Raw genomic sequence first — 24,898 nt, forward strand, 5'->3', positions numbered from 1 at the left:
TTTCGGCCCAGACAGGCACAAAGCGCTCACGACCACCGATAGTCGACCGTCTTGCCGACGGAGTGGTCGTGAGCGCTTTGCGCACGACGTGAGTTACCGCGCTCACGGCCGAAAGTGCTCACAGGCACCCAAACGAAGGAAGGGTGCCTGTGCCCAAGGTCAGTGAAGACCATCTCGCGGCACGGCGCAGTCAGATTCTGGACGGCGCCCGCCGATGCTTTGCGGAATACGGATACGACGGTGCCACGGTCCGCAGACTCGAAGAAGTGACCGGCCTGTCGCGCGGAGCGATCTTCCACCACTTCAAGGACAAGGACGGATTGTTCCTCGCGCTCGCACACGAGGACGCAACGAGAATGGCCGACGTCGTCGCGCAAGAGGGCCTCGTTCAGGTCATGCGCGACATGCTCGCGCAACCCGACCAGTTCGACTGGCTCGGCACCCGGCTCGAGATCGCCCGCCGCCTACGCAACGACGCCGATTTCCGCCGAAGCTGGTCACAGCGCTCAGCTGAACTGACCGAGGCCACGATGGCGCGCCTCGCACGGCAGAAGTCCGCCGGACGTCTGCGTGACGACGTGCCTACCGACGTCTTGATCGGATATCTGGATCTCGTTCTCGACGGACTGGTCGCACGAATCGCGTCGGGACAGGCAGGCGACAATCTCTCCGCCGTCCTCGACCTCGTCGAGGAATCGGTCCGGCGCCGGGACTGAACCCCGGGGAACCTTCAGGTCGGGCGGCGGTGCGCTCCACCCCTCCCCCGAAGCTCTACATGCGACTCGGCGAGCATGTTCCGTACAAACCCGTAGGAACGTCCCATCTCCCGGGCGAGCGAACGAATACTCGCACCGGCCTGGTACCGATCCTTCAACTCCGCCTGCAAATCGGCGCGGGGCGACCCCGTGATGCGAGCACTCTTGGCGAAAACACCGATGTCAGCCATGAATTCCTCCAGTCGACGAGCGACGGTGGTGGCTTCCACGGTAGAACGTCGCCGCGACGGGATCAACGCACGTCAGGCGAGCTGGATCAGTTCCAGATACTCCTGAGACCAGTGATCTTCGGTGCCGTCCGGTAGCAGGATGACCCGTTCCGGGTCGAGCGCCTCCGCCGCACCCGGGTCGTGTGTCACCAGCACCACAGCGCCCGTATAGCTGCGGAGGGCATCCAGAACCTGTTCGCGCGATACCGGATCGAGGTTGTTGGTGGGTTCGTCGAGCAGCAGCACGTTGGCCGACGACGACACCAGACCCGCCAACGCGAGACGGGTCTTCTCACCACCGGACAACGTGCCGGCGGGCTGCTCGAGCTGCGGACCGGTGAACATGAACGCACCGAGCAGCGAACGCAGCTCCTGCTCCCCCGTGTCGGGCGCCGCGTGGCGGATGTTCTCCCACACCGAGGCGTTGTCGTCGAGTGTGTCGTGCTCCTGCGCGAAATACCCGATCTTCAACCCGTGCCCGGGGACGAGACCGCCGGCGTCCGGCGTCTCGACGCCACCCAGAATGCGCAGCAACGTGGTCTTACCGGCACCGTTGAGGCCCAGGACCACCACGCGGGAGCCCCGGTCGATTGCGAGATCCACTCCGGTGAAAATCTCGAGGGAACCGTAGACCTTGGTCAGGTTCTCCGCCATCAACGGCGTCTTCCCGCAGGCAGCGGGTTCGGGGAACCGAATGCGAGCAACCTTGTCGGAAACCCGTTCGGCATCGAGCTCGGACATCATCTTGTCGGCGCGCTTCGCCATGTTCTGCGCAGCAACGGCCTTCGTGGCCTTCGCGCCCAGCTTCGCGGCCTGAGCGCGCAGGGCACCGGCCTTCTTCTCCGCATTGGCCCGCTCGCGGCGTCGGCGCTGCTCGTCCGTGGCCCGCGCGTCGAGATACTTCTTCCAGGTCATGTTGTAGACATCTGCCTCACCGCGCACGGCGTCGAGGAACCACACCCGGTTGACGACGTCGTTGAGCAGTTCGACATCGTGGCTGATCACGATCAGTCCACCCTCGTGGCTCTGCAGGAACCCGCGCAGCCACGTGATGGAATCGGCGTCCAGGTGGTTGGTCGGCTCGTCAAGCAGAAGCGTCGTGTCCGACCGTCCGCCGCTGCCGTCCGAGGCCGCGAACAGAATCCGGGCCAACTCGACACGGCGGCGCTGCCCGCCCGACAAGGTGTGCAACTGCTGGCCGAGGATGCGGTCGGCGAGACCGAGACTGTTGCAGATACGCGCCGCTTCACTCTCCGCTTCGTATCCGCCCAGCGCGGAGAACCGTTCCTCGAGATTCCCGTACTTGCGCACAGCTTTGTCCCGTTCGGCGTCGTCGACCACTTCGGCCATCAGAATCTGCTGCTTCTCCATGTCACGCAGCAACGCATCGAGGCCCCGCGCCGACAGAACGCGATCTTTCGCGAGAACGTCGAGATCGCCCTCCTTGGGATCCTGCGGGAGGTAACCGAGGTCGCCGGTCCGGACGACGGAACCGGCGTAGGGTTCCCCCTCCCCGGCGAGGATGCGAAGCGTCGTCGTCTTACCGGCACCGTTACGGCCGACCAGACCGATCCGGTCGCCGGGCTGCACCCGCAAGGCCGGCCCGGGCGCAGACAGCAACGTCCGCACTCCGGCTCGAACTTCCAGGTCGGTAGCGGTGATCAACAAGACTCCTAGGAAAAGCTCAAATTTCGATGAGAGAAACGCGCACAGAACGCACGAACCCCCGATTTTACCTCGAGCTTCTATCCAGCTAGAACACGCCTACCAGTGATGCCGCTAACGTTCGCCCATGACAACGGACACAGGAGTGAACTCCTCGAAGGATCTACCCGGACTCACCGCCCTCGTGACGGGCGCGAGCCGGGGAATCGGCAAGGCGATCGCGGCGGAGCTGCTCGGCCGCGGCGCCGACGTCGTGATCACCGCCCGCAAACCGGAACCGCTGGAGGGACGCAGCTCGGGAACTGCGGACACTGGGTCCCACCGGCAGGGTCGCTATCTACCCGGGCAACGCAGGCGACGCCGCAGCGCGCACCGAAGCCGTTGCGCTTGCAGTCGAACAATTCGGCTCACTCGACATCCTCGTCAACAACACCGGCATCAATCCCGTGTTCGGCTCGCTCATGGACGCCGACCTCGACGCCGTCCGCAAGATCTTCGACATCAACGTGGTAGCCGCGCTCGGCTACGTGCAGGAAGCTCACCGCGCCTGGATGGGCCGGCACGGCGGCGCCATCGTCAATATCGCCAGCGTCGCGGGCATGCGATCCACCGGCGTAATCGCTGCGTATGGCGCGTCCAAGGCTGCGCTCATCCGGCTCACCGAAGAACTCGCGTGGCAACTCGGACCCGATATCCGCGTAAACGCCGTGGCGCCGGGAATCGTCAAGACGCAATTCGCCGCCGCACTCGTCGCCGCGGGCGAAGAGCAGGTATCCGCCGGCTATCCGATGAAGCGGCTCGGCACACCGAAGACGTCGCGACCCTCGTAGCATTTCTCGTCTCACCTGCCGCCACCTGGATCACCGGCGAAACCGTCCGCGTCGACGGCGGTCTCCTCGCTACCGGCTCGATGTAGCCCATCAGATCGGTGCCGTTGCATCTCCCCCAGGACGGCAGCATGCCGTAGGACCGGACGGCGTAGGCCGACGCACTCCCCACACTTCGAATGCAGAGCGACTCCGCCGAGCGGACAGACTCGGGCGCCTGTCGTTTGCTGGTGCAGGCGGTAGAACGTCGAGTCGGAAAGTGGGGTTCTGAGGGTGATGACGATGTTTCAGGAATAGCGGGCCGTGGTAAAGATTCGGGATATTAGGGTGTTCCGTCCCGTTCCGAGTCGTAAGGCGGATTCCGCGGAGTTATCTCCGCAGACATGCCTTCTTGCACTCGTCGTGCCGACGCCCGGTAAACAGCAAGAGGTCCGCTATCGCGGCGGCGCGACTACTGCACTGCCGACTCCCCTACCGGCCGGCAATGCAGCGCGTGAGGCCTTCGGCCTCCCCCATTCAGGTTCGGCACTGGCAGCGGCGTTTCGGACCGGTGATGTACGTGGGGCGCAGTGATGCTGGAAGGGTGCCACCACTGCCCCGCATCTATACCGCACAACCGCCTGAATTCGGTTAATAGTGCGGTTCCGTCCTGGTCGGACTCGGAAGCACCTCTACCGCGATGTTCGTGAAAAGCTGGTCATCGTGGCAGCTGCATCACATCCGCCGAACTGGGACGTCGCGATCGTCGGGCTCGGCCCTGCCGGCCGCGCACTCGCCCACCGGGCCGCACTCCGTGGGCTCACCGTGGTGGCGATCGACCCCCACCCCCGGCGTAGTTGGACCGCGACCTACGGCGCATGGGAGGACGAGCTCCCCCACTGGTTGCCGGAAGCGGCGATCGCTACCCGGACCCAGCTGCCGACGGCATGGACTACACGCCGGCAGTCGATATGTCGCACCTACTGTGTCTTGAATACACCTATGCTGCAGTCAATGCTGTCTGACGGAACAGCGACCTTAATCGCAGGTAGAGCCGTCGACCTCTCCCCCACTGCCGTGTTCCTCGGTGACGGGACGACTGTGACAGCGCGCGTGGTGGTGGACGCGCGCGGCACCGGGGACAGCCCCGACCTGGCCCAGCAGACCGCGTACGGCGTTGTAGTCGACACCGGCACGGCCGCCGGCGCTCTGGACGGCGAGCACGCCCTGTTCATGGACTGGCGCACCGACAACGGCACCGCGCCGTCAGATCCGCCGTCCTTTCTCTACGCCGTGCCGCTGTCCGCCGATCGGTTCCTCCTCGAAGAAACATGTCTCGTCGGTCGTCCGGCTCTGCCGGTGTCGGAGCTCGCGACAAGGCTCCACCGGCGGCTGCGACACCGCGGAGTTTCCGTTCCGTCACGCTCCGACGTAGAACGCGTCCGGTTTGCGGTCGAACCGCCCCACGACGCCGGCCGGACGGCGGGATCGGGGCAGGTCCGTTTCGGCGCCCGTGCAGGCCTGATGCATCCGGGCACCGGTTACAGCGTTGCCGCATCGCTCAGTTGCGCGGACGCCCTGACCCGCGACCTCGTGGAGGGCACTTCGGGCCGGCTCTGGCCCTGGAGGGCACGAACAGTGGCGTCGCTGCGGTCGATCGGGTTACGCGCACTCCTCCGACTCGACGCGGAATCGGTACCGGAATTCTTCGAGCATTTTTTCGATCTTCCCCCGCATGTGCAGGCGGCCTACCTGTCCGACCGTGCACATCCGGCCGCGACGTTGTCGGCCATGCGACGGATGTTCCTGGCTTCGTCCGCGGATATTCGCGGTGCAATGCTGCGCTCGGCGCTTCACCGGGAAGTTCGATGAAGTGTCGCGCGAAGTCTGAAAGGGGACCATTATGGAACGCATGCGGTCGATATGGAAGGGCTCGATAGCGTTCGGTCTCGTCAACGTGCCGGTCAAGGTGTATTCGGCAACCGAGGATCACGACATCAAGTTTCACCAGGTCCATGCCAAGGACGGCGGGCGGATCAAATACAACCGGGTGTGCACCGAATGCGGCAATGTCGTTCAGTACGCCGATATCGACAAGGCCTACGATTCCGACGACGGTGTCCGAGTAGTCCTGACGGACGACGACTTCGGGAAGCTTCCCGCCGCCGAGAAACACGAAATTCCGGTTCTGCAATTCGTGCCCACCGATCAGATAGATCCCATTCTGTTCGAAAAGAGCTATTACCTCGAACCGGATTCCAGCTCACCGAAGGCGTACGTGCTGCTGGCGACCGCGCTCTCCGATAGCGACCGTACGGCGCTCGTGCACTTCACGCTGCGTCAACGCACTCGTCTGGCGGCGATGCGCTCCCGGGACGGCGTCCTGGTCATTCAGACGCTGCTGTGGCCCGACGAAGTACGTGAAGCGTCCTTTCCGTCGCTCGACAACGTCGACAAACCGAAGGCGAAAGAACTGGCGATGGCCGAAACGCTGGTCGACAGCATGGCCGAGGATTTCGATCCCACCGAGTTCACCGACGACTACCAGGTTCAGCTACGGGAGCTGCTGGACGAAATGATCAGCTCGGGTGGCAAGAAAGTCATTCCCGTCGCGGAAACCGAGAAGGCCGGTGAAGACGCCGAGGTGGTCGACCTGGTAGCAGCGCTACAACGCAGTGTCGACGCCGCTGGCAAGAAGGCGGCTCCCGCGAAGAAGAAGCCTGCCAAAAAAGCCCCTGCGAAGACCGCGGCGAAGAAACCCGCGTCGAAGTCCACTGCCTCGGAGCGCAAGCGCGCTTGAACGGGCATTCACGCGCAGGGCCCGGCGAGAAGATCTCGCCGGGCCCTGCGCGTGAATGACGGTACCGTCAGACGGTGAAGCCGAGAGCGCGTAGTTGCTCGCGCCCGTCCTCCGTGATCTTGTCCGGACCCCACGGCGGCAGCCACACCCAGTTGATCCGCAAGTCGTTGCACAAACCGCTGCGCACCAGTGCGCCACGCGCCTGATCCTCGATGACGTCGGTCAGCGGGCACGCCGCCGAGGTGAGGGTCATGTCGAGAATGACCACGTCCTCGTCTTCGCTGATGCCGTAGACGAGTCCCAGATCGACGACATTGATGCCGAGCTCCGGATCGACGACGTCGCGCATCGCTTCCTCGAGTTCCTCGAGCCGCTCAGGGGCGGGAACCGCTCCTGAGGTGGAGGGCTTCTCGGTCTGGTCGGCAGTCGGCTGCTCCGTTCCGGCAGCGACATCCGTGTCCGGGGTCTGCGTCTCGCTCATGATGCCTGTCCTCCGATTCGAGCTGGTTCGCCGTCTTCTGTCGCGACCGGATCCTTGTCGGCCACGATCTGAACAACGGCGTCCTTGAATGCCATCCATCCCAGCAGCGCGCATTTGACGCGGGCCGGGTACTTCGAGACGCCGACGAAGGCGATGCCGTCACCGAGGACGTCCTCGTCTCCCTCGACGGTACCGCGACTGCCGACCATCTCGCTGAACGCCGCGACCGTCTGCAACGCCCTGTCCACCGGCATACCCACGACCTGATCGGTGAGAACGGAGGTGGATGCCTGGCTGATGGAACAACCCTGTCCGTCGTAGGACACGTCGGCGACCGTGCCGTCGTCGGTCACGTGCACCCGCAAGGTCACTTCGTCACCGCACGTGGGATTTACGTGATGCACCTCCGCACCGAACGGCTCCCGCAGGCCCCGACCGTGTGGATGCTTGTAATGGTCCAGGATCACCTCCTGGTACATCTGTTCCATTCTCACGCGGGCGCCTCCCCGAAGAAGTCCTGCGCTCGACGGATCGCAGCAGCCAACGCCGCGACCTCGTCGAGTGTGTTGTACAGGGCGAACGACGCCCGGGCGGTGGCTGCGACTCCGAACCTCCGGTGCAGTGGCCACGCGCAATGGTGTCCGACGCGGATCGCCACGCCCTCGTCGTCGAGAATCTGACCGAGGTCGTGTGCGTGGATCCCGTCGACCACGAATGAGACGGCGCCACCCCGGTCCGCTGACGAGGTCGGACCGATGATCCGTACTCCGTCGATGGCTCCGAGAGCCTCGAGCGTGGCTTCGACGAGCGTGTGCTCGTGCGCCGCGACGGCGTCCATCCCGATGTCCTCGAGGTAGCGCACCGCTGCGCCGAGACCGACTACCTGCGACGTCATGGGCACGCCCGCCTCGAACCGCTGCGGCGGTGGCGCGTATGTCGTGCGCTCCATGGTGACGGTCTCGATCATCGATCCGCCGGTGATGAACGGCGGCATCGCGTTGAGCAGCTCGCGCTTGCCGTAAAGAACGCCCACCCCGGAAGGCCCGAGCATCTTGTGACCGGAGAACGCCGCGTAGTCGACACCGAGCGCATGGAAGTCGACAGCCATGTGCGGCACAGATTGGCATGCGTCCAGCACGACGAGAGCGCCGACTGCGCGGGCACGCCGGACCAGCTCCTCGACCGGCGCTACTGCTCCCGTGACATTCGACTGGTGCGTGAACGCGATGACCTTGACTGCGTCGGTCAACTCGAGGGAGTCGAGATCGATCCGGCCGTCGTCAGTGACTCCGTACCAGCGCAGCGTGGCGCCCGTGCGCCGGGCAAGTTCCTGCCACGGCACAAGGTTCGCGTGGTGTTCGAGTTCGGTGATCACGATCTCGTCGCCCGGTCCGAGGTGCCGATCGAAACGGTCGTCACCGAGCACGTGGGTGACGAGGTTCAGCGACTCCGTCGCGTTCTTGGTGAACACCAATTCGTCGCTGTCCGCACCGACGAACGCCGCGATGGCCGCACGAGCGTTCTCGTAGGCATCGGTGGCCTCCTCGGCGAGTTGGTGCGCGCCCCGGTGCACCGCCGCATTACATGTCGTCAGAAACTCCCTCTCGGCGTCGAGCACCTGAGTCGGGCGCTGCGATGTCGCGCCCGAATCGAGGTACACCAGCGGTTTTCCGTCGCGCACCGTTCGAGCCAGGATCGGGAAATCCTCCCGGATCCTGGTGACGTCGAACACGCTCACCGAGGTGGTCATCTGCGTTTATGCTCCTTGCGTTGCGGCAGCCTGGGTGAAGCGCTCGTAGCCGTTGGCCTCGAGCTCGTCGGCCAGTTCCGGCCCGCCCGACTCGACGACACGTCCGCCGACGAACACGTGCACGTATTCGGGCTTGATGTACCGCAGAATGCGGGTGTAGTGCGTGATGAGCAGGATTCCGCCGTGGTCGCGCTCCTTGTAGCGGTTGACTCCCTCGGAGACGACACGCAGAGCGTCCACGTCGAGGCCGGAGTCGGTCTCGTCGAGAATCGCGATCTTCGGCTTCAGGAGACCGAGCTGCAGAATCTCGTGGCGCTTCTTCTCGCCACCCGAGAACCCTTCGTTGACGCTGCGCTCCCCGAAGGACGGGTCGATGTCGAGCTCGGTGAGAGCCTCCTTGACTTCCTTCACCCAGTGGCGCAGCTTCGGCGCCTCGCCGCGCACGGCGGTGGCCGCGGTGCGAAGGAAGTTGGACATCGACACACCGGGAACCTCGACCGGGTACTGCATGGCGAGGAACAGGCCGGCACGGGCCCGCTCGTCGACGGTCATCTCGAGGACGTTCTCACCGTTGAGGGTGATCGACCCGGAGGTCACCTGGTACTTGGGGTGCCCGGCGATGGCGTAGGACAGCGTCGACTTGCCGGAGCCGTTGGGCCCCATGATCGCGTGGGTCTCGCCGGAGCGCACCGTCAGGTTGACGCCCTTGAGGATGTTGATGGGTTCCGCGTTCTCGTCGGTATGTGCAACGTCGACGTGGAGGTCCTTGATTTCCAGGACGGAGATTTCGGGGGAAGCGTCAGGGGTAGACATGGGAATCCTTCGAAGAAATGGGCAGTAGTGGTCGAGCCGCGTCAGACGCCGACTGCGGCGAGTTCGGCCTCGACGGCGGCTTCGAGACGCTCGCGGATCTCGGCGACGGCGATCTTGTTGATGATTTCGTGGAAGAACCCACGCACGACGAGTCGCCTCGCCTGGTCTTCCGGGATACCCCGGGCGCGGAGGTAGAACAGCTGCTCGTCGTCGAATCGACCGGTGGCACTCGCGTGCCCGGCGCCGACGATCTCGCCGGTCTCGATCTCGAGGTTCGGGACCGAGTCGGCTCGCGCTCCGTCGGTGAGGACGAGGTTGCGGTTCAGCTCGAACGTGTCCGTACCCTCGGCAGCTGCCCGGATCAGCACGTCGCCGATCCACACGGTGTGCGCGTCGGGCTTGCCCGAGTTCGGGTCGCCCTGCAGCGCACCCTTGTACACCACATTCGACTTGCAGTGCGGCTGTGAATGATCCACCAGCAGGCGCTGCTCGAAGTGCTGTCCGGCATCGGCGAAGTACAGGCCGAGCAGTTCGGCGTCGCCGCCGGGACCGTCGTACTTCACGGTTGCGGACAGACGCACCAAGTCGCCACCGAGGCTGACCGCGTTGTGCCGCAGCACCGCATCGCGCCCGAGGCGCGCGTGGTGCGCTGCCACGTGGACGGCGTCGTCGGCCCAGTCCTGCACGGCGACAACGGTGAGGCGGGCGCTGTCACCGAGAACGAACTCCACATTCTCGGCGAAGGTTCCGCTGCCCCGTTGGTCGAGCACGACAGTGGCCTTGGCGAATGCCTCGAGCCGGATCTGCAGGTGGCCGAACGCCACCTTGCCCTCGCCCGGACCCGTGACCGTGATGTTGATCGTCTCGGGAACCTCGACCTCACGGCCGACGGTCACGACGGTGGCCGACTCGAATCCCGAGTACGCCTGCGCGGCGACTCGGTCGGCGGGCACGCCTGCCTTGCCGAGCCGGAAATCGTCTCGGCCGACGGTCTCGACCTGCACCGTGTCCGGACCCGCGACATCAACTGTGACGGCACCGTTCGCGACGGCCGTTCCGTCGTGCAACCCGCGCAGGCGACGCAGCGGAGTGAATCGCCAGACCTCGTCGCGACCCCCCGGAACTTCGAAGGCTTTGACGTCGAAGGAGGTGAAAACCTCACCCTTGTTGACGATCGGCGAGCCGGTCGCGGTTCGCTCTATCCGCGGATTCTCTCCCGCGACAGCGCCTTCGACGCCGAGCTTCTCAACACCGGTTTCTGGCGTGGTCACTAACCCACCGCCCCTTCCATCTGCAGTTCGATCAGGCGGTTCAGTTCCAGGGCGTACTCCATCGGGAGCTCCTTGGCGATCGGCTCGACGAAGCCGCGCACCACGGTTGCCATGGCCTCGTCCTCGGTCAGCCCGCGGCTCATGAGGTAGAACAGTTGGTCGTCGCTCACCTTGGAGACGGTCGCCTCGTGGCCCATCGTCACGTCGTCCTCGCGGATGTCGACGTAGGGGTAGGTGTCGCTACGGCTGATCTGATCGACCAGCAGAGCGTCACACTTGACGGTCGACTTCGACCCGTACGCTCCCTTGTTGACCTGAACGAGTCCGCGGTAGGACGCACGTCCACCGCCGCGAGCCACCGATTTGCTGATGATGGTGGACGACGTGTGGGGCGCGAGGTGGAGCATCTTCGCACCGGTGTCCTGGTGCTGTCCCTCTCCCGCGAACGCCACGGAGAGAACCTCGCCACGCGCGTGCTCGCCCATCATCCACACGGCCGGGTACTTCATCGTGACCTTGGAGCCGATGTTGCCGTCGACCCATTCCATGGATCCGCCGGCCTCCACCTTGGTGCGCTTGGTCACCAGGTTGTAGACATTGTTCGACCAGTTCTGGATGGTCGTGTAGCGGCAGTGGCCGCCCTTCTTCACAATGATCTCGACCACGGCGGAGTGCAGAGAATCCGACTTGTAGATCGGCGCAGTGCAACCCTCGACATAGTGCACCGACGCACCTTCGTCGACGATGATCAGTGTTCGCTCGAACTGGCCCATGTTCTCCGTGTTGATACGGAAATACGCCTGAAGCGGGATGTCCACGTGCACGCCCGGCGGCACATAGATGAACGATCCACCCGACCAGACGGCCGTGTTCAGGGCGGAGAACTTGTTGTCACCGGCGGGAATGACCGTGCCGAAGTACTCACGGAAGAGCTCGGGGTGCTGCTTCAATCCGGTGTCGGTGTCGAGGAAGATGACACCCTGCGACTCGAGGTCTTCACGGATCGAGTGGTACACCACCTCGGACTCGTACTGTGCTGCGACACCTGCCACGAGGCGCTGCTTCTCCGCCTCGGGGATGCCCAGCTTGTCGTACGTGTTCTTGATGTCCTCGGGCAGATCTTCCCAGCTCTCGGCTTGCTTCTCGCTCGAGCGCACGAAGTACTTGATGTTGTCGAAGTGGATGCCCTCGAGGTTGGAACCCCAGTTCGGCATCGGCTTCTTGTCGAAGGTCTTCAGCGCGCGTAGGCGGATGTCCAGCATCCAGTCGGGCTCGCTCTTCTTCGCGGAGATGTCGCGCACGACGTCCTCGGACAGACCGCGCTTGGCGCTGGCACCTGCCGCGTCCGAATCGGACCAGCCGTACCCGTAATGCCCGAGCGAGGCGATGGTCTCTTCCTGCGTGAGCGGCTCGGCATTTGCCGACGCAGCGGATGTCACCTGGTCTGATGTGACGGTCATGCGAGCTCCTTCCGGAGTCTTGTTACGTGACCGGCGAGGGCTGGTCGCCGGGGATCGGTGGCAATGGGGTGTATCGGCGGCACTATTTCGGCCCCGCCGGCGGTACGAGTGGAACGTGCGTGGTGCAGGCGCAGTCACCGTTCGCGATCGTGGCCAGCCGCTGAACGTGCGTGCCCAGTAACTGCGCGAACGCTTCCTGCTCGGCGTCGCACAATTCGGGGAACTCCTCGGCGACATGCGAGACCGGGCAGTGGTGCTGGCAGATCTGGACACCGTTTCCGACCGGGCGCGTGGACGCCGCGAATCCGGCGCTCGTGAACGCATCCGCAATGGCATCCGCGGTCTGTTCGAGATCCTCGGGGGTCTGAGCGGAGGCGGGCTCGACCTCACCGACGATTGCCTGGACGCGGCGCCGGGCGAAGTCGGTGATCGCAGCGTCTCCACCAACTTCGCGCAGTTGACGCATCGCTGCACCGGCAAGATCGTCATAGGCGTGGCCGAGCCGCCCGCGACCCTTGGCGGTGATTTGGAAGTACTTGGCGGGGCGTCCGCGACCACGATGGCGCGCCGCACCTGCGGACGCTTCCCGGGCCTCGCCCGACTCCAGCAGCGCGTCGAGGTGGCGACGTACACCCGCGGCACTGAGACCGAGCCGAGTGCCGATCTCCGACGCGGTGATGGGCCCGTCCTCGAGCAGGAGCTTCACCACGGCCGCCCTGGTGTGGCCTTCGTGGCCGGCGGCGACGGGAGATGCGGTGCCGGCCGGCAACGCAGAGGAACGCGCCTGAACAGCGCTTTCCTTGCTCGCTCGGGTGGTCGCATCCGTTTTCACAACACCAGTGTGACGGAATTCCGATCGCAGGTCTACTAAGGGTGCCCTGCCTTACACCTGTGATTATTCACCCGTTCCCGGCGGGAATGCTGGCCGGACGAACTGTGTTCGAACCACCGCTACGCTTCCTGTGTGCCGCAGATCCCCGAGAACCCGGACTCGTCCCGCGTCCAGCCGATCCGCGCGGCTCGCGTCGCTCTCCGACACTCCACCGCATTCGGACGCCGGGCACTGGGAATCGACGGCCGGTCGCCGCGTCCGTCCGTCGCGGCCGTTCTCCACGGTGACGAGGTGGAAACCGCCGGACTCAACGCGCAGGAGACCGCGCAGCTGCGCGGAATCCGCAGATTCGGCGCCACCGGGGCCGTGTTGATGGCGGTGGGTGCGCTCGGCGCCGGCGCCCAACCGGTGTTGCAGAACCCTGTGCAAGGGCTGCGATTCATCGGCCTTCCGGCGAGAATCCCGAGTGTCGCACTGACACTGACCATGACCGGAACCGTGATGATCGTCCTCGCGTGGCTGCTGCTGGGGCGATTCGCGATCGGCAACCTGCAGTCGGGTCCGGTCCGGCGGTTGAACCGCTCGCAACTCGATCGCACCCTGCTCTTGTGGGTGATCCCACTGTCCGTGGCGCCCCCGATGTTCAGCAAGGACGTCTACTCCTACCTCGCGCAGAGTGAGATTGCGTCACGGGGGCTCGATCCGTATGCCATCGGTCCGGCGGGCGCACTCGGCGTCGACCACGTCCTCACCCGGACCGTTCCCACCATCTGGCGCGACACCCCCGCACCGTACGGTCCCCTTTTCCTCTGGATGGGCCGGGGAATCAGTGCTCTGACCGATGACAACATCGTCGCCGGCATCTTTCTGCACCGGCTGCTCGCACTGGCCGGCGTAGCGATGATCGTGTGGGCACTGCCGCGGCTGGCGCGGCGCTGCGGCGTCGCCGAGGTGAGCGCGTTGTGGCTGGGCGCGGCCAACCCACTCCTGCTGTTCCACCTCGTCGCCGGCATCCACAACGAGGCCTTGATGCTCGGATTGATGCTCGCCGGCATCGAACTCGCGCTGCGGTCCATCGAACACGCCGGACCGATTCGTGGCCGATCACTACTGCTGCTGCTGTCGGGAGCGGCGCTCATCACCCTGTCGTCGACGATCAAGATCCCGTCCCTGCTGGCACTGGGCTTCGTCGGGATGGCGTTGGCGCGGCGCTGGGGCGCGAACCTGCGAGCGGTAATCACCGCCGCAGCCCTGCTCGGTGGCGTTGCACTCGTCGTCACACTCGCCATCAGCACATCCAGCGGGCTCGGGATCGGGTGGGTCCACACGCTCGGGACGGCGAATGCGGTTCGCAGCTGGATGTCGATCCCCACCCTTCTCGGCCTGGGCACCGGACTCGCCGGCGTCCTCCTCGGCCTCGGCGACCACACGACCGCGATGTTGAGTCTCACCCGGCCGATCGCGTCGGTAGTGGCCGCGTTCATCACACTCCGCATGCTGGTGGCCGTCCTCATGGGACGCATTCACCCGGTCGGCGCACTCGGTGTGTCGCTCGGGGCGGTGGTACTGCTGTTCCCGGTGGTCCAGCCCTGGTATCTCCTGTGGGCAGTCCTCCCGCTCGCGGCGTGGGCGACGGCACCGGCCTTCCGGGTGCCTGCCATTGCGTTCTCCTCGGTGGTCAGCGTCATCCTGATGCCCAACGGCGGCGAGTACCAGCCGTTCGTCATCGTCCAGGCGGCCATCGCGACCGTGTTCACGGCGGGAACTTTGATCGTTATCACACGCAACCGGCTGCCCTGGCGTGTCGGGCCGGAACCTGTCCGCGCCGTCGCCGACACACTCCGACAGCCCGCCGCAGGCGCGGACGCCGAAAGCCGGGGCACCGGCCGGGTCACACCAGGCCAAGGCTTACGCTGATTCCCCGTGACCTCGCGAACGCCCGGATCGGCGCAACCCGCTGTACGCCTGGAAGGCGTGGTGAAGACCTTCGACGGCGTGCGGGCAGTGAACAACCTCGATCTGCTCGTCGAACAGGCGCAGGTCGTTGCACTGCTGGGTCCGAACGGGGCAGGCAAGACCACCACGGTCGAGATGTGTGAGGGCTTCGTCCGGCCCGACAGTGGACGCGTGCAGGTACTCGGCCTCGACCCGATCGCCGACGCGGGGAAGGTTCGCGCACGGATCGGCGTGATGCTGCAAGGTGGCGGCGCCTACCCGGGGTCGCGGGCCGGGGAGATGCTCGACCTCGTCGCCGCTTACTCCGCAGATCCGCTCGACCCCGACTGGCTGTTGCGCAGCCTGGGTCTCGAGGATTCCCGTCGTACCCCGTACCGCCGGTTGTCGGGTGGGCAGCAGCAACGGTTGTCGTTGGCGTGCGCCCTGGTCGGTCGCCCCGAACTGGTGTTCCTCGACGAACCGACCGCCGGGCTCGACGCCCAGGCGAGGCTGATGGTGTGGGAACTCATCGACGCCCTGCGCCGCGATGGAGTCGGTGTGCTGTTGACGACGCACGTCATGGACGAAGCCGAAGAACTCGCGGATCAACTCGTCATCATCGACCACGGGTCGGTCGTGGCGGCCGGCACGCCCAGCGAGGTGACGAGCCGCGGCGCCGAGGGTCAGCTCCGACTTACCGCGCCGGCCGGCCTCGATCTCGCCCGGCTCACACTTCCGGACACGTTCCGTGTCTTCGAGTCCACACCCGGGACCTACCTCGTGGAGGGCCCGATCGATCCGGCGGTGGTGGCCGCGGTGGCCTCATGGTGCGCTGATCTCGGCGCACTGATCCATGACATCCGGGTCGACCAGCGCAGTCTCGAAGACGTGTTCCTCGAACTGACCGGCCGGGAACTGAGGGGATGACCATGAACGCCAGCGACCGTCTGACGGACAACCGATTCGCGCCGGGCACATTTTCCCCCGATCCGCGTCCCAGCGCGGCCGCAGTCATGCTTCGAGCACAAACCGCTCTCGAACTGAAACTTCTACTGCGCAACGGCGAACAGCTTCTGCTGACGATGTTCATCCCGATCACCCTGCTGGTCGGTCTGTGTCTACTTCCTATCGGTGACCTCGGAGCGACCCGGGTCGACAAGGTGGTCCCCGCTGTGATGATGGTGGCCGTCATGTCCACGGCCTTCACAGGCCAGGCAATCGCAGTCGGCTTCGACCGCCGCTACGGCGCCCTCAAGCGGTTGGGCGCCACTCCCCTTCCGACCTGGGGAATCATCGCGGGAAAAAGCGCCGCAGTCGTCCTGGTCGTGGCACTGCAGTCGGTTCTGCTGGGTGCGATCGGCGCCGCCCTCGGATGGCGGCCGAGCGTGTGGGGTCTGGCACTCGGGGCGGCGGTCATCGCGCTGGGCACGGTGACCTTCGCCGCCATGGGACTACTCCTGGGCGGAACGCTGCGGGCCGAGATCGTTCTGGCGTTGGCGAACATTCTGTGGTTCATCATGGTCGGCGTGGGAAGCGTCGTCTTCGTCACCGGTGAGCTCTCCGTGTTACTTCACACAGGCGCCAGGCTGATCCCCTCCGGCGCTCTGGCCCTGGCGTTGGACGCCGCGCTCAGGGGAGCGATCGACGTAGTCAGCGTCGTTGTTCTCCTGGTATGGGGCGTCGCCGCCGGGGTTCTCGCGGCGAGGACGTTTCGGTTCACATGAGGATGTTCGCGCGCCGAATTTCCGGTCGGCCCCGGTCCGCTGCGACAGTTCTCGTGGTGCTGGGTGCGCTGCTGGCCTGTGTCGCTCCGCCCGCCGGTGCCGCACCTCACTGGGGGCCGCCGGCACCACCGAATCCGTATCTGGGCCCCGCAGGCACCTCGACCATGCACGGTGACGCCGGTTCCACCGACGTCACCCCGCTTCCAGGCCCCGGCACCGGTCGGCATTCGCTCTCCGCATATCCGCTGGTATCGGCCTGCCCGACCTTGCTCCAGGGGTCCGACCGGCTCGTCGTCGCACTCTGCACCGCAGTGGCCGGGCAGGTTCCCACAGTTCACCTCATCGACCCGGCAGCCCCGGCTGCACCATTCGGTCGCTCGCTCGCTCGATTCGAACTCGCGAAAGGCAGTCTCCTCGGCGGCGTCTACGCGTATCTCGACAACGACAATCGCCTGGTCGTGGTCGACGGTAACCGGCAACTTCTACGACTCGGCCACTCGAGGGACGCCGGCGGCGCCTGGCGGCTGACCGTTGATTCCCGGGTCGACCTGTCCGGCAGCGTCCCCCCGGGCGACAACGTGACCGGACTGACGCCCGACTGGAACGGCAACGTGTGGTTCGCCACCGGAGGCGGAGTGGTCGGTGCGGTAGACCGCGCAGGCATCGCCCATGCTCGCGCCCTTCCCGCCGGAGAGGAGGTACAGAACAGCATTTCCAGCTCACCCGCCGGAACCGCCGTGGCCAGCACACACGCGCTGTACCAATGGTCCTTCCGGGACGGTGACCTTCACCTCGACTGGCGGCGCGACTACGACCGAGGCGGCTCCCGCAATCCGGGTCAGCTGAGCTGGGGTACCGGTTCCACTCCCACCTACTTCGGGCCGTCCACCGGCAGCGATTTCGTCGCGATCGTGGACAACGCCCAGCCCCGCGCGCAGCTGCGCGTGTTCCACATCGAGTCCGGCGACGAGGTGTGCACCCTGCCCGTGCTGGCCGATCCCGGCGGAAGCGAGAACTCTCCAGTCGGTGTCGGCAACTCGGTGTACGTGGCCGGAACCTACGGCTACCCGTATCCGGTGGTTCCCCCCGGTGCCGGGCCGGCCGAACCCGCGCGTGCACCCTTCACCGGGGGTATGGCCCGGATCGACATCGATCCCATCGGTTGTCACGAGGTATGGAACAACGACGTCCGCAGCGCTGCGGTCCCCCGCCTCTCGACCGGCGACGGCCACCTGTACACGGTGATCCGTGAAGGCCCTGCGGTCACCACACCGCTGGACGGCTTCTCCTTCGTCGTGATCGATCCCGCCGACGGGTCGCTCGCGCACACCAGTCCACTGCCGGGCACAGCCGTCAACGACACCCTCCAGATGTCCGGTCTCGTCACCGACACCGGCGATTTCTGGCAGGGCACCGTGACCGGCATACTGCGGATACGCGCGGAGTAGTTCGCCGTCGCCGGAGATCCGCCGCCAAGGCGGACGCGAGACGAATCGAGTTCTCGACCCCCAGCCCAACGACAGCGTGTAGTTGATCGCCCTCTACCATCGACATCGTGCTATCTCGCGGGTTTCTGAGCCTGGTCGACCGACTCCCACTTCCGTCGCTCGCCGTGCAGCGTGTCATCGCCTTCGCGGTGATCCTCACGCAGGGCGGAATCGCCGTCACCGGCGCCGTAGTACGGGTCACGGCCTCAGGCCTCGGTTGCCCCACGTGGCCGCAGTGTTTTCCGGGAAGTTTCGTCCCGGTTGGGCACGGTGAGGTCGCGGTGCTCCATCAGGCCGTCGAATTCGGCAACCGGCTGCTCACCTTCGTCGTCGTGGTCGCCGCCGCACTGATCGTCCTGGCCGTGACTCGCGCACGCCGCCGCAAGGAAGTGCTTGTCTACGCCTGGCTCATGCCGCTCGGCACTGTGGTGCAAGCCGTCATCGGCGGCGTGACCGTGTTGACCGGCCTGCTCTGGTGGACAGTCGCAGTGCATCTCCTCGCCTCCATGGCGATGGTCTGGGTCGCCACCGTGATGTATGCCAAAATCTCCGAACCCGACGACGGCCACGTCATCGCCGTGATTCCCGCGCCGCTGAGGTGGCTCACGGCACTGTCCGGTGTCGCGCTGGCCGGAGTGCTGATCGCCGGAACCCTCGTCACCGGAGCCGGCCCGCACGCTGGTGACAAGAGCCTGGATCGCGTCGTTCCCCGCCTCGAAGTGGAGATCGTCACCCTCGTGCACCTGCACTCGCAGTTGCTGGTCGGCTACCTGGCCCTGCTGGTCGGCCTGTGCTTCGGCCTCTATGCCGTGGGGGCCGACCGCACGGTGAAGGTCCGACTGCAGGTCCTGCTCGCCCTCGTGGTGGCGCAGGCGCTGATCGGAGTCGTGCAGTTCTTCACAGACGTTCCCGCCGCCCTCGTCGCCTTCCATGTGGCCGGGGCTGGGCTGTGCACCGCAGCCACGGCAGCGGTGTGGGCTGCGGGACGCACAAGGGAGCACGTTCCGCAGCCCGCGACTGCCAGGGTTTAACGCTCGTTACGCGCCTTGGGGAATCGTGTCTGCCGCGCAACCCAGCCGGCCATCTTCTGGAAGTGCCCCTTCCGGGGAGTCACGATGCTGGTGAGGGACCGGTCCCATTCGCCGATCGTCACGTTGTCGACAGCGGCGACCACTGCGTTGGCGGTTGCCAGATCGTTCACCAACTGATCGCCGAGGATGCCGTCGGCTCCGACGAGGGTGATCCGGACACTGGCGAGACCGACCGGCTGGATCACGGCGCTGGCGGAACCACCGTGCTCGCTGACGAACTTCTTGATTGCATCGACCGTGTGGGACGGCAGTGAAGGCGCCGCGCCGGCTGACGCCTCTTCGGCGTGGGTATCGGTACTCATGCCCTGAGAATACTGGGCGGTAGCCGCCACCTGCCCGTCAGGTTCCGGGCGGGTCGCACGTGTAGAACAGAAACCATGCGCGCAATACAGGTTTCACGTCTCGGTGGTCCCGACGTCCTCGAACCGGCCGACGTCCCCGAACCTCGGATCGGGCCCTCGGATCTCCTCGTTCGCACCGAGGCGATCGGCATCAACTACATCGACACCTACTTCCGGTCCGGCCTCTACCCGCGCACGCTCCCCTACGTTCCCGGTGACGAAGGCTCGGGTGTGGTGGAGTCGGTGGGCACCGAGGTGACGGACTTCGAGCCCGGAGACAGGGTGGCCTGGTGCACCGCTCCCGGTAGTTACGCCGAAAGAGTGCGGGTCCCGGCCGCAGCAGCGATCGCCGTCCCCGACGTCGTGCCCGCATCGCAGGCCGCGTCCGCGTTGTTGCAGGGCATGACGGCGCACTACCTGGCGTACTCCACCTACCCCATCCGCGAAGGGGACACCGTGCTGGTACATGCCGGAGCGGGTGGTGTCGGCCTGCTGCTGACCCAGCTCGCGAACCGTCTCGGGGCGCGCGTCATCACGACGGTGTCATCGGATACGAAGGAAGAGCTTTCCCGGAGCGCGGGCGCGCAGGAAGTACTGCGATACGACGAGGACATCGCCGCCCGGGTGCGGGAGCTGACTGGCGGGGAGGGCGTCGCGGCCGCCTACGACGGTGTCGGCGCCTCGACATTCGAGGCGAGCCTGGCTTCGGTCCGCATCCGGGGCACGCTCGCACTGTTCGGTGCCGCGAGCGGTCCGGTGCCGCCGTTCGACCCGCAACGGCTCAATCCGGCAGGCTCGCTGTTCCTGACCCGCCCGACACTGGCACACCACATCCGCGACCGCGAGGAATTGGTGTGGCGAGCGGGCGACGTCTTCGCGGGTGTGGCGGACGGCGCGCTGACAGTGCGGGTCGGCGCCGAATACCCGCTCGAGCGAGCGGCAGATGCACACCGCGATCTGGAGGGACGGGCGACGACGGGGTCGATCGTGCTTCGGCCCTGACCGGGACGGATCAGGTGAACAAGCTGCTGACGGTCGGCAGCCCGAGAACGGAGTCGACAGCCAGACCGACGAAGACGACGGCCAGGTAGTTGTTGGACTGCAGGAAGAGCCGGAGCGGCTTCACGGCCGCTCCGCCTCGCACGCTGCGATACAGCTGGTGCGCCATCAGAAGGAACCAGGCGCCGGCGACGAGTGTGACGGCCATGTACACGACCCCCGCTGCGGGTACCAGCGCAAGGGACGTGACGACCATTGCCCAGCTGTACAGCAGGATTTGTTTGGTGACGTGCTCCTCGGTCGCGATGACCGGGAGCATGGGCACGCCCGCCGCCTTGTAATCCTCCTTGTAGCGCATCGCGAGCGCCCAGGTGTGCGGCGGCGTCCAGAAGAAGATGACGAGGAACAGGACGAGTGGTTCCCAGTCGAGCGAGCCGGTGACGGCCGACCATCCGACCATTACGGGCATGCAGCCGGCCGCGCCGCCCCACACGACGTTCTGCCAGGTCCGACGCTTGAGCACCATCGTGTAGATCAGCACGTAGAACGCGATGGTGAGAACGACCAGGCACCCGGAGAGGAGATTGGCCCGCCACCACAACCACAGGAACGACGCGAGACCGAGGGTCATGCCGAACACGAAGGCGTGCGACGTGGGCACAGCTTCGCGCGCCAGCGGGCGGCGGGCCGTGCGTTTCATGACCTTGTCGATGTCGGCGTCGACGACGCAATTGAGTGCATTCGCGCTCGCCGCGCCCATCCAGCCGCCGAACAGGGTGCTCAGGATGAGCAGGATGTCGACGTTGCCGCGATCCGCGAGGAGGATCGCAGGAATGGTGGCCACGAGGAGGAGCTCGATGACCCGCGGTTTGGTGAGCGCGATATAGGCCAGAACCTTGCCCGTCGCGCGGCCGATCACCGTGCGAGTGTTGGTCACGCGGGGGGCGGCGCTGGGGCTACCGAAGCCGTGTCCGCTCGGCTGATGCCCTGTCCGCACGTTCTCTCCTCGCACCACGCGTAATTCCACATCTGATAGCCGGTGTCTGCCCGCACGCCGCCCAAGGACAGCCGGGGTCTACTACAACCGATGGTAGACCGCCCCAATGCACGAACCGAATCGACCCGGATAGGACTGCACACTAGGCTGGGGTGGCACAAGAGGCTCACGCATCCTCAGGCTCCACGTTCACCCATGTCAGGAGACTTCTGCCCGTGTCGATCACAGACGACATCCACGTCCTCACGCAACCGGTTCACCCAGCAGACTGGACCGAACTGGACACCAAGGCCGTCGACACCATCCGCGTACTCGCCGCGGACGCGGTGCAGAAGGTGGGTAACGGCCACCCCGGCACGGCCATGAGCCTCGCACCCCTCGCTTACACGCTCTTCCAGCGCGTCATGCGCCACGACCCCACCGACGCCGACTGGATCGGCCGCGATCGTTTCGTTCTCTCCTGTGGGCATTCGAGCCTGACGCTCTACATCCAGCTCTACCTCGCCGGCTACGGCCTCGAACTCGACGACCTGAAGCAGCTGCGCACGTGGGGCTCGAAGACCCCAGGACACCCCGAGCACGGTCACACCCGCGGCGTGGAGATCACCACGGGTCCACTCGGTCAGGGTCTGGCCTCTGCCGTCGGCATGGCGATGGCGGCTCGCCGCGAACGTGGCCTGTTCGACCCGGAGCCCGCACCCGGTGAGAGCCCGTTCGATCACCACATTTACGTCATCGCCTCCGACGGTGACATCGAAGAAGGTGTGACCTCCGAGGCGTCGTCGATCGCCGGCGTTCAGCAGCTGGGCAACCTCACCCTGATTTACGACGACAACAAGATCTCCATCGAGGACGACACCGCGATCGCCTTGTCCGAGGACACCGCCGCCCGCTACGAGGCGTACGGCTGGCACGTCCAGATCGTCGAGGGCGGCGAGAACGTCGTCGCGATCGAGGAAGCGCTCCAGAAGGCTCGCGACGTCCTCGACCGCCCGTCACTGATCCTGTTGCGCACCATCATCGGCTACCCGGCGCCCACCAAGATGAACACGGGTGCCGCCCACGGTGCGGCGCTCGGCGCCGACGAGGTTGCCGCAGTGAAGACGGCACTCGGCTTCGACCCCGATAAGACGTTCGAGGTCACCGACGAGGTCATCGCGCACACCCGCAAGGTCGTCGAGCGCGGCGCCCAGGCGCACAAGGAGTGGCAGGCCGGCTTCGACGAGTGGGCTGTGCGCGCCCCCGAGGGCAAGAAACTCCTCGACCGCCTCACCGGTCGCGACCTGCCCGCCGGCTGGGCCGACGTACTTCCGACCTGGGAGCCGGACCCCAAGGGTGTCGCCACCCGCAAGGCGTCCGCAGCGGTCTTGAACGCTGTCGGCCCGGTGCTCCCGGAACTCTGGGGCGGTTCCGCCGACCTCGCCGAAAGCAACAACACCACCATCAAGGGCTCCGACTCGTTCGGCCCCGCCTCCATCTCCACGTCGATGTGGAACGCCGACCCCTACGGCCGGACCCTGCACTTCGGTGTCCGCGAGCACGCGATGGGGTCGATCCTCAACGGCATCGCCCTGCACGGGCCCACCCGCCCCTACGGCGGCACCTTCCTGGTGTTCAGCGACTACATGCGTCCCGCCGTGCGGCTTGCGGCGATCATGAAGACCCCGGTCACCTACGTCTGGACTCACGACTCCATCGGTCTCGGCGAAGACGGCCCGACCCACCAGCCGATCGAGCACCTCGCCGCGCTGCGCGCCATCCCGGGCCTGAATGTGGTGCGCCCCGGTGATGCCAACGAAACCGCCCACGCCTGGCGGGCCGTCCTCGAGAAGGGTGCCGACGAGGCGACCCGCGCGCCCAACGGCCTGGCCTTGACTCGCCAGGATCTGCCCGTCCTCGAAGGAACCAGCTACGAGGGAGTGTCCCGTGGTGGGTACGTCCTCGCCGATGCCTCCTCCGGTGTTCCCGAGGTCATCCTGATCGGCACCGGTTCCGAACTCCAGATCGCCGTGGCCGCCCGCGAGACCCTCGAGGCCGAGGGCATTCCCACGCGGGTGGTGTCGATGCCGTGCGTCGAGTGGTTCGACGCCCAGGACGAGGCTTACCGGGACGGTGTGCTGCCTCCGACCGTCAAGGCCCGCGTCGCCGTCGAGGCCGGCATCGCGATGCCGTGGTACCGCTTCGTCGGCTCGGACGGCGAAATCGTCTCGATCGAGCACTTCGGCGCCTCTGCCGACTACAAGACCCTGTTCCGCGAGTTCGGTTTCACCGACGAAGCCGTCACCGCGGCCGCACAGCGCTCGCTCTCCCGAGTGAAGGGATAGAAAAACGTCATGACTCAGAATCCGAATCTTCAGAAGCTGTCCGAGGCCGGGGTCTCCGTGTGGCTGGACGACCTCTCGCGTGACCGCATCGAGTCCGGCAACCTGGCCGAACTCGTCGCCACCAAGAGTGTCGTCGGCGTCACCACCAACCCGTCCATCTTCCAGGCCGCGCTGAGCAAGGGCCACGTCTACGACGCGCAGGTCAACGAGCTGGCCGAGCGCGGCGCCGACGTCGAAGCCACCATCCGCACGGTCACCACCGACGACGTGCGCGCCGCCTGCGACATCCTCGCCCCGCAGTACGAAGCGAGCCACGGAGTCGACGGCCGGGTCTCCATCGAGGTGGATCCGCGGCTGGCACACGACGCCGACAAGACCGCCGCGCAGGCGGTGGAGCTGTGGAAGATCGTCGACCGGCCCAACGTGTTCATCAAGATCCCGGCCACCGAGGCCGGCATCCCCGCCATCGCGAAGGTCATCGGCGAAGGCATCAGCGTAAACGTCACATTGATCTTCTCGGTCGAGCGATACGAACTCGTCATGGGCGCCTACCTCGACGGGCTCGAGGCGGCCAAGGCAGCAGGACACGACCTGTCCCGCATCCACTCGGTCGCGTCGTTCTTCGTCTCCCGCGTCGACACCGAGATCGACAAGCGACTCGAGGCGATCGGTACGCCGGAGGCACTCGAACTCCGCGGCAAGGCGGCGCTCGCCAACGCACGACTGGCGTACGCGGCCTACCAGCAGGTGTTCGAGGTCCAGCCGCGGTTCCAGGGGCTTCTCGGCGACGGCGCCCGGCCCCAGCGTCCGCTGTGGGCGTCGACGGGTGTCAAGAACCCCGACTACTCCGACACCCTGTACGTCACCGAGCTGGTGGCACCGAACACGGTGAACACCATGCCCGAGAAGACGCTCGACGCCGTCGCCGACCACGGTGACATCACCGGTGACACGGTGTCCGGCACCGCAGCCCAGTCGCAGGAGGTCTTCGACAAGATCGCCGCCGTCGGCGTCGACTTGACCGACGTCTTCCTCGTCCTCGAGAACGAGGGTGTCGACAAGTTCGAGGTGTCGTGGAACGAGCTGCTCGAGGCCACGGCGGAGCAGCTCCGTACAGCAGGGCAGAAGAGCTGATTC

22 protein-coding genes and 1 pseudogene are annotated in these 24,898 nt (G+C 66.0%); 12 read left to right on the forward strand and 11 right to left on the reverse strand.

The genetic code is table 11. The annotated features are described in order from the left end of the window. Nucleotides 1–149: 149 nt before the first annotated feature. Entirely contained in the window at nucleotides 150–716 is a 567-nt protein-coding gene (locus CBI38_RS15790) for a TetR/AcrR family transcriptional regulator (protein ID WP_109330192.1), read from the forward strand. 14 nt (nucleotides 717–730) lie between these two features. Here the strand turns inward: CBI38_RS15790 and CBI38_RS15795 are convergent, their stop codons facing one another. Then, nucleotides 731–946 (reverse strand): helix-turn-helix domain-containing protein, encoded by a 216-nt coding sequence (locus CBI38_RS15795; RefSeq protein WP_109335127.1) that lies wholly within the window; start codon nucleotides 944–946, stop codon nucleotides 731–733. 72 nt (nucleotides 947–1,018) lie between these two features. Continuing rightward, entirely contained in the window at nucleotides 1,019–2,650 is a 1,632-nt protein-coding gene (locus CBI38_RS15800; RefSeq protein ID WP_109335128.1) for an ABC-F family ATP-binding cassette domain-containing protein, read from the reverse strand. 127 nt (nucleotides 2,651–2,777) lie between these two features. Here CBI38_RS15800 and CBI38_RS15805 point away from each other — a divergent pair. From CBI38_RS15805 to ku, 3 genes and pseudogenes are all read left to right on the forward strand, one after another. Next, a pseudogene (locus CBI38_RS15805) lies at nucleotides 2,778–3,566 on the forward strand (SDR family oxidoreductase). A gap of 613 nt (nucleotides 3,567–4,179) precedes the next feature. Further along, nucleotides 4,180–5,328 carry a lycopene cyclase family protein gene (locus tag CBI38_RS15810; RefSeq protein ID WP_109335129.1) on the forward strand — a complete coding sequence of 383 codons (1,149 nt, stop codon included), beginning with the start codon at nucleotides 4,180–4,182 and terminating at the stop codon, nucleotides 5,326–5,328. 40 nt (nucleotides 5,329–5,368) lie between these two features. Next, on the forward strand, nucleotides 5,369–6,256 hold the full coding sequence (gene ku, locus CBI38_RS15815; protein WP_472515505.1) for a non-homologous end joining protein Ku: 888 nt from the start codon (nucleotides 5,369–5,371) through the stop codon (nucleotides 6,254–6,256). A 67-nt stretch (nucleotides 6,257–6,323) separates the two neighbouring features. Here ku and CBI38_RS15820 read toward each other — a convergent pair whose 3' ends face one another. The 7 genes from CBI38_RS15820 to CBI38_RS15850 all read right to left on the reverse strand — a co-directional run bounded on the left by CBI38_RS15820 (nucleotide 6,324) and on the right by CBI38_RS15850 (nucleotide 12,863). Continuing rightward, nucleotides 6,324–6,737, reverse strand: coding sequence for a metal-sulfur cluster assembly factor (locus tag CBI38_RS15820; protein WP_109330196.1), 414 nt, complete (start codon nucleotides 6,735–6,737; stop codon nucleotides 6,324–6,326). Then, entirely contained in the window at nucleotides 6,734–7,231 is a 498-nt protein-coding gene (gene sufU / locus CBI38_RS15825) for a Fe-S cluster assembly sulfur transfer protein SufU (RefSeq protein WP_109330198.1), read from the reverse strand. The genes CBI38_RS15820 and sufU overlap by 4 nt, the downstream gene beginning before the upstream one ends. Beyond that, on the reverse strand, nucleotides 7,228–8,487 hold the full coding sequence (locus CBI38_RS15830) for a cysteine desulfurase (protein ID WP_109330200.1): 1,260 nt from the start codon (nucleotides 8,485–8,487) through the stop codon (nucleotides 7,228–7,230). Before CBI38_RS15830 ends, sufU begins: the two co-directional genes overlap by 4 nt. A gap of 6 nt (nucleotides 8,488–8,493) precedes the next feature. Continuing rightward, nucleotides 8,494–9,300, reverse strand: coding sequence for a Fe-S cluster assembly ATPase SufC (gene sufC / locus CBI38_RS15835; protein ID WP_109330202.1), 807 nt, complete (start codon nucleotides 9,298–9,300; stop codon nucleotides 8,494–8,496). A gap of 41 nt (nucleotides 9,301–9,341) precedes the next feature. Further along, a complete protein-coding gene (sufD, locus tag CBI38_RS15840; protein ID WP_109330204.1) occupies nucleotides 9,342–10,571 on the reverse strand; it encodes a Fe-S cluster assembly protein SufD in 1,230 nt (409 codons plus the stop codon). After that, on the reverse strand, nucleotides 10,571–12,031 hold the full coding sequence (gene sufB / locus CBI38_RS15845) for a Fe-S cluster assembly protein SufB (RefSeq protein ID WP_109330206.1): 1,461 nt from the start codon (nucleotides 12,029–12,031) through the stop codon (nucleotides 10,571–10,573). The genes sufD and sufB overlap by 1 nt, the downstream gene beginning before the upstream one ends. Before the next feature lie 82 nt (nucleotides 12,032–12,113). After that, nucleotides 12,114–12,863: a helix-turn-helix transcriptional regulator gene (locus CBI38_RS15850; protein WP_269467584.1), complete on the reverse strand. Its 750-nt coding sequence runs from the start codon at nucleotides 12,861–12,863 to the stop codon at nucleotides 12,114–12,116. Between the two features lie 132 nt (nucleotides 12,864–12,995). On the opposite strand from CBI38_RS15850, the gene mptB reads away from it, so the two are divergent. The 5 genes from mptB to CBI38_RS15875 all read left to right on the forward strand — a co-directional run bounded on the left by mptB (nucleotide 12,996) and on the right by CBI38_RS15875 (nucleotide 19,040). Then, nucleotides 12,996–14,780, forward strand: a complete 1,785-nt coding sequence (mptB, locus tag CBI38_RS15855; RefSeq protein WP_109330208.1) for a polyprenol phosphomannose-dependent alpha 1,6 mannosyltransferase MptB — start codon at nucleotides 12,996–12,998, stop codon at nucleotides 14,778–14,780. Between the two features lie 6 nt (nucleotides 14,781–14,786). Then, complete coding sequence (locus CBI38_RS15860; RefSeq protein ID WP_109330210.1) at nucleotides 14,787–15,725, forward strand: ABC transporter ATP-binding protein; 939 nt, start codon at nucleotides 14,787–14,789, stop codon at nucleotides 15,723–15,725. Continuing rightward, the gene (locus tag CBI38_RS15865) at nucleotides 15,722–16,522 is read left to right on the forward strand and encodes an ABC transporter permease (protein ID WP_204164750.1); all 801 of its coding nucleotides are present in this window, start codon (nucleotides 15,722–15,724) and stop codon (nucleotides 16,520–16,522) included. The genes CBI38_RS15860 and CBI38_RS15865 overlap by 4 nt, the downstream gene beginning before the upstream one ends. 2 nt (nucleotides 16,523–16,524) lie before the next feature. Next, complete coding sequence (locus CBI38_RS15870) at nucleotides 16,525–17,970, forward strand: hypothetical protein (protein ID WP_109330214.1); 1,446 nt, start codon at nucleotides 16,525–16,527, stop codon at nucleotides 17,968–17,970. Nucleotides 17,971–18,077: 107 nt separating this feature from the next. Beyond that, nucleotides 18,078–19,040 carry a COX15/CtaA family protein gene (locus CBI38_RS15875; RefSeq protein ID WP_109330217.1) on the forward strand — a complete coding sequence of 321 codons (963 nt, stop codon included), beginning with the start codon at nucleotides 18,078–18,080 and terminating at the stop codon, nucleotides 19,038–19,040. On the opposite strand, the gene CBI38_RS15880 is transcribed toward CBI38_RS15875, so the two are convergent. After that, nucleotides 19,037–19,402, reverse strand: a complete 366-nt coding sequence (locus CBI38_RS15880; RefSeq protein WP_109330218.1) for a hypothetical protein — start codon at nucleotides 19,400–19,402, stop codon at nucleotides 19,037–19,039. The genes CBI38_RS15875 and CBI38_RS15880 overlap by 4 nt on opposite strands. Before the next feature lie 75 nt (nucleotides 19,403–19,477). On the opposite strand from CBI38_RS15880, the gene CBI38_RS15885 reads away from it, so the two are divergent. After that, nucleotides 19,478–20,443: a quinone oxidoreductase family protein gene (locus tag CBI38_RS15885; RefSeq protein ID WP_109330220.1), complete on the forward strand. Its 966-nt coding sequence runs from the start codon at nucleotides 19,478–19,480 to the stop codon at nucleotides 20,441–20,443. 10 nt (nucleotides 20,444–20,453) lie between these two features. Here CBI38_RS15885 and CBI38_RS15890 read toward each other — a convergent pair whose 3' ends face one another. Then, nucleotides 20,454–21,437: a heme o synthase gene (locus tag CBI38_RS15890; protein ID WP_109335131.1), complete on the reverse strand. Its 984-nt coding sequence runs from the start codon at nucleotides 21,435–21,437 to the stop codon at nucleotides 20,454–20,456. A 215-nt stretch (nucleotides 21,438–21,652) separates the two neighbouring features. On the opposite strand from CBI38_RS15890, the gene tkt reads away from it, so the two are divergent. Both tkt and tal read left to right on the forward strand, forming a co-directional pair. Next, entirely contained in the window at nucleotides 21,653–23,761 is a 2,109-nt protein-coding gene (gene tkt / locus CBI38_RS15895; RefSeq protein ID WP_109330222.1) for a transketolase, read from the forward strand. Nucleotides 23,762–23,770: 9 nt separating this feature from the next. Continuing rightward, nucleotides 23,771–24,895: a transaldolase gene (gene tal, locus CBI38_RS15900; protein WP_109330224.1), complete on the forward strand. Its 1,125-nt coding sequence runs from the start codon at nucleotides 23,771–23,773 to the stop codon at nucleotides 24,893–24,895. The last annotated feature ends 3 nt before the right edge of the window (nucleotides 24,896–24,898 follow it).

Origin of the sequence: Rhodococcus oxybenzonivorans, assembly GCF_003130705.1 — a bacterium.
GTDB classification, from domain to species: Bacteria; Actinomycetota; Actinomycetes; order Mycobacteriales; family Mycobacteriaceae; genus Rhodococcus_F; species Rhodococcus_F oxybenzonivorans.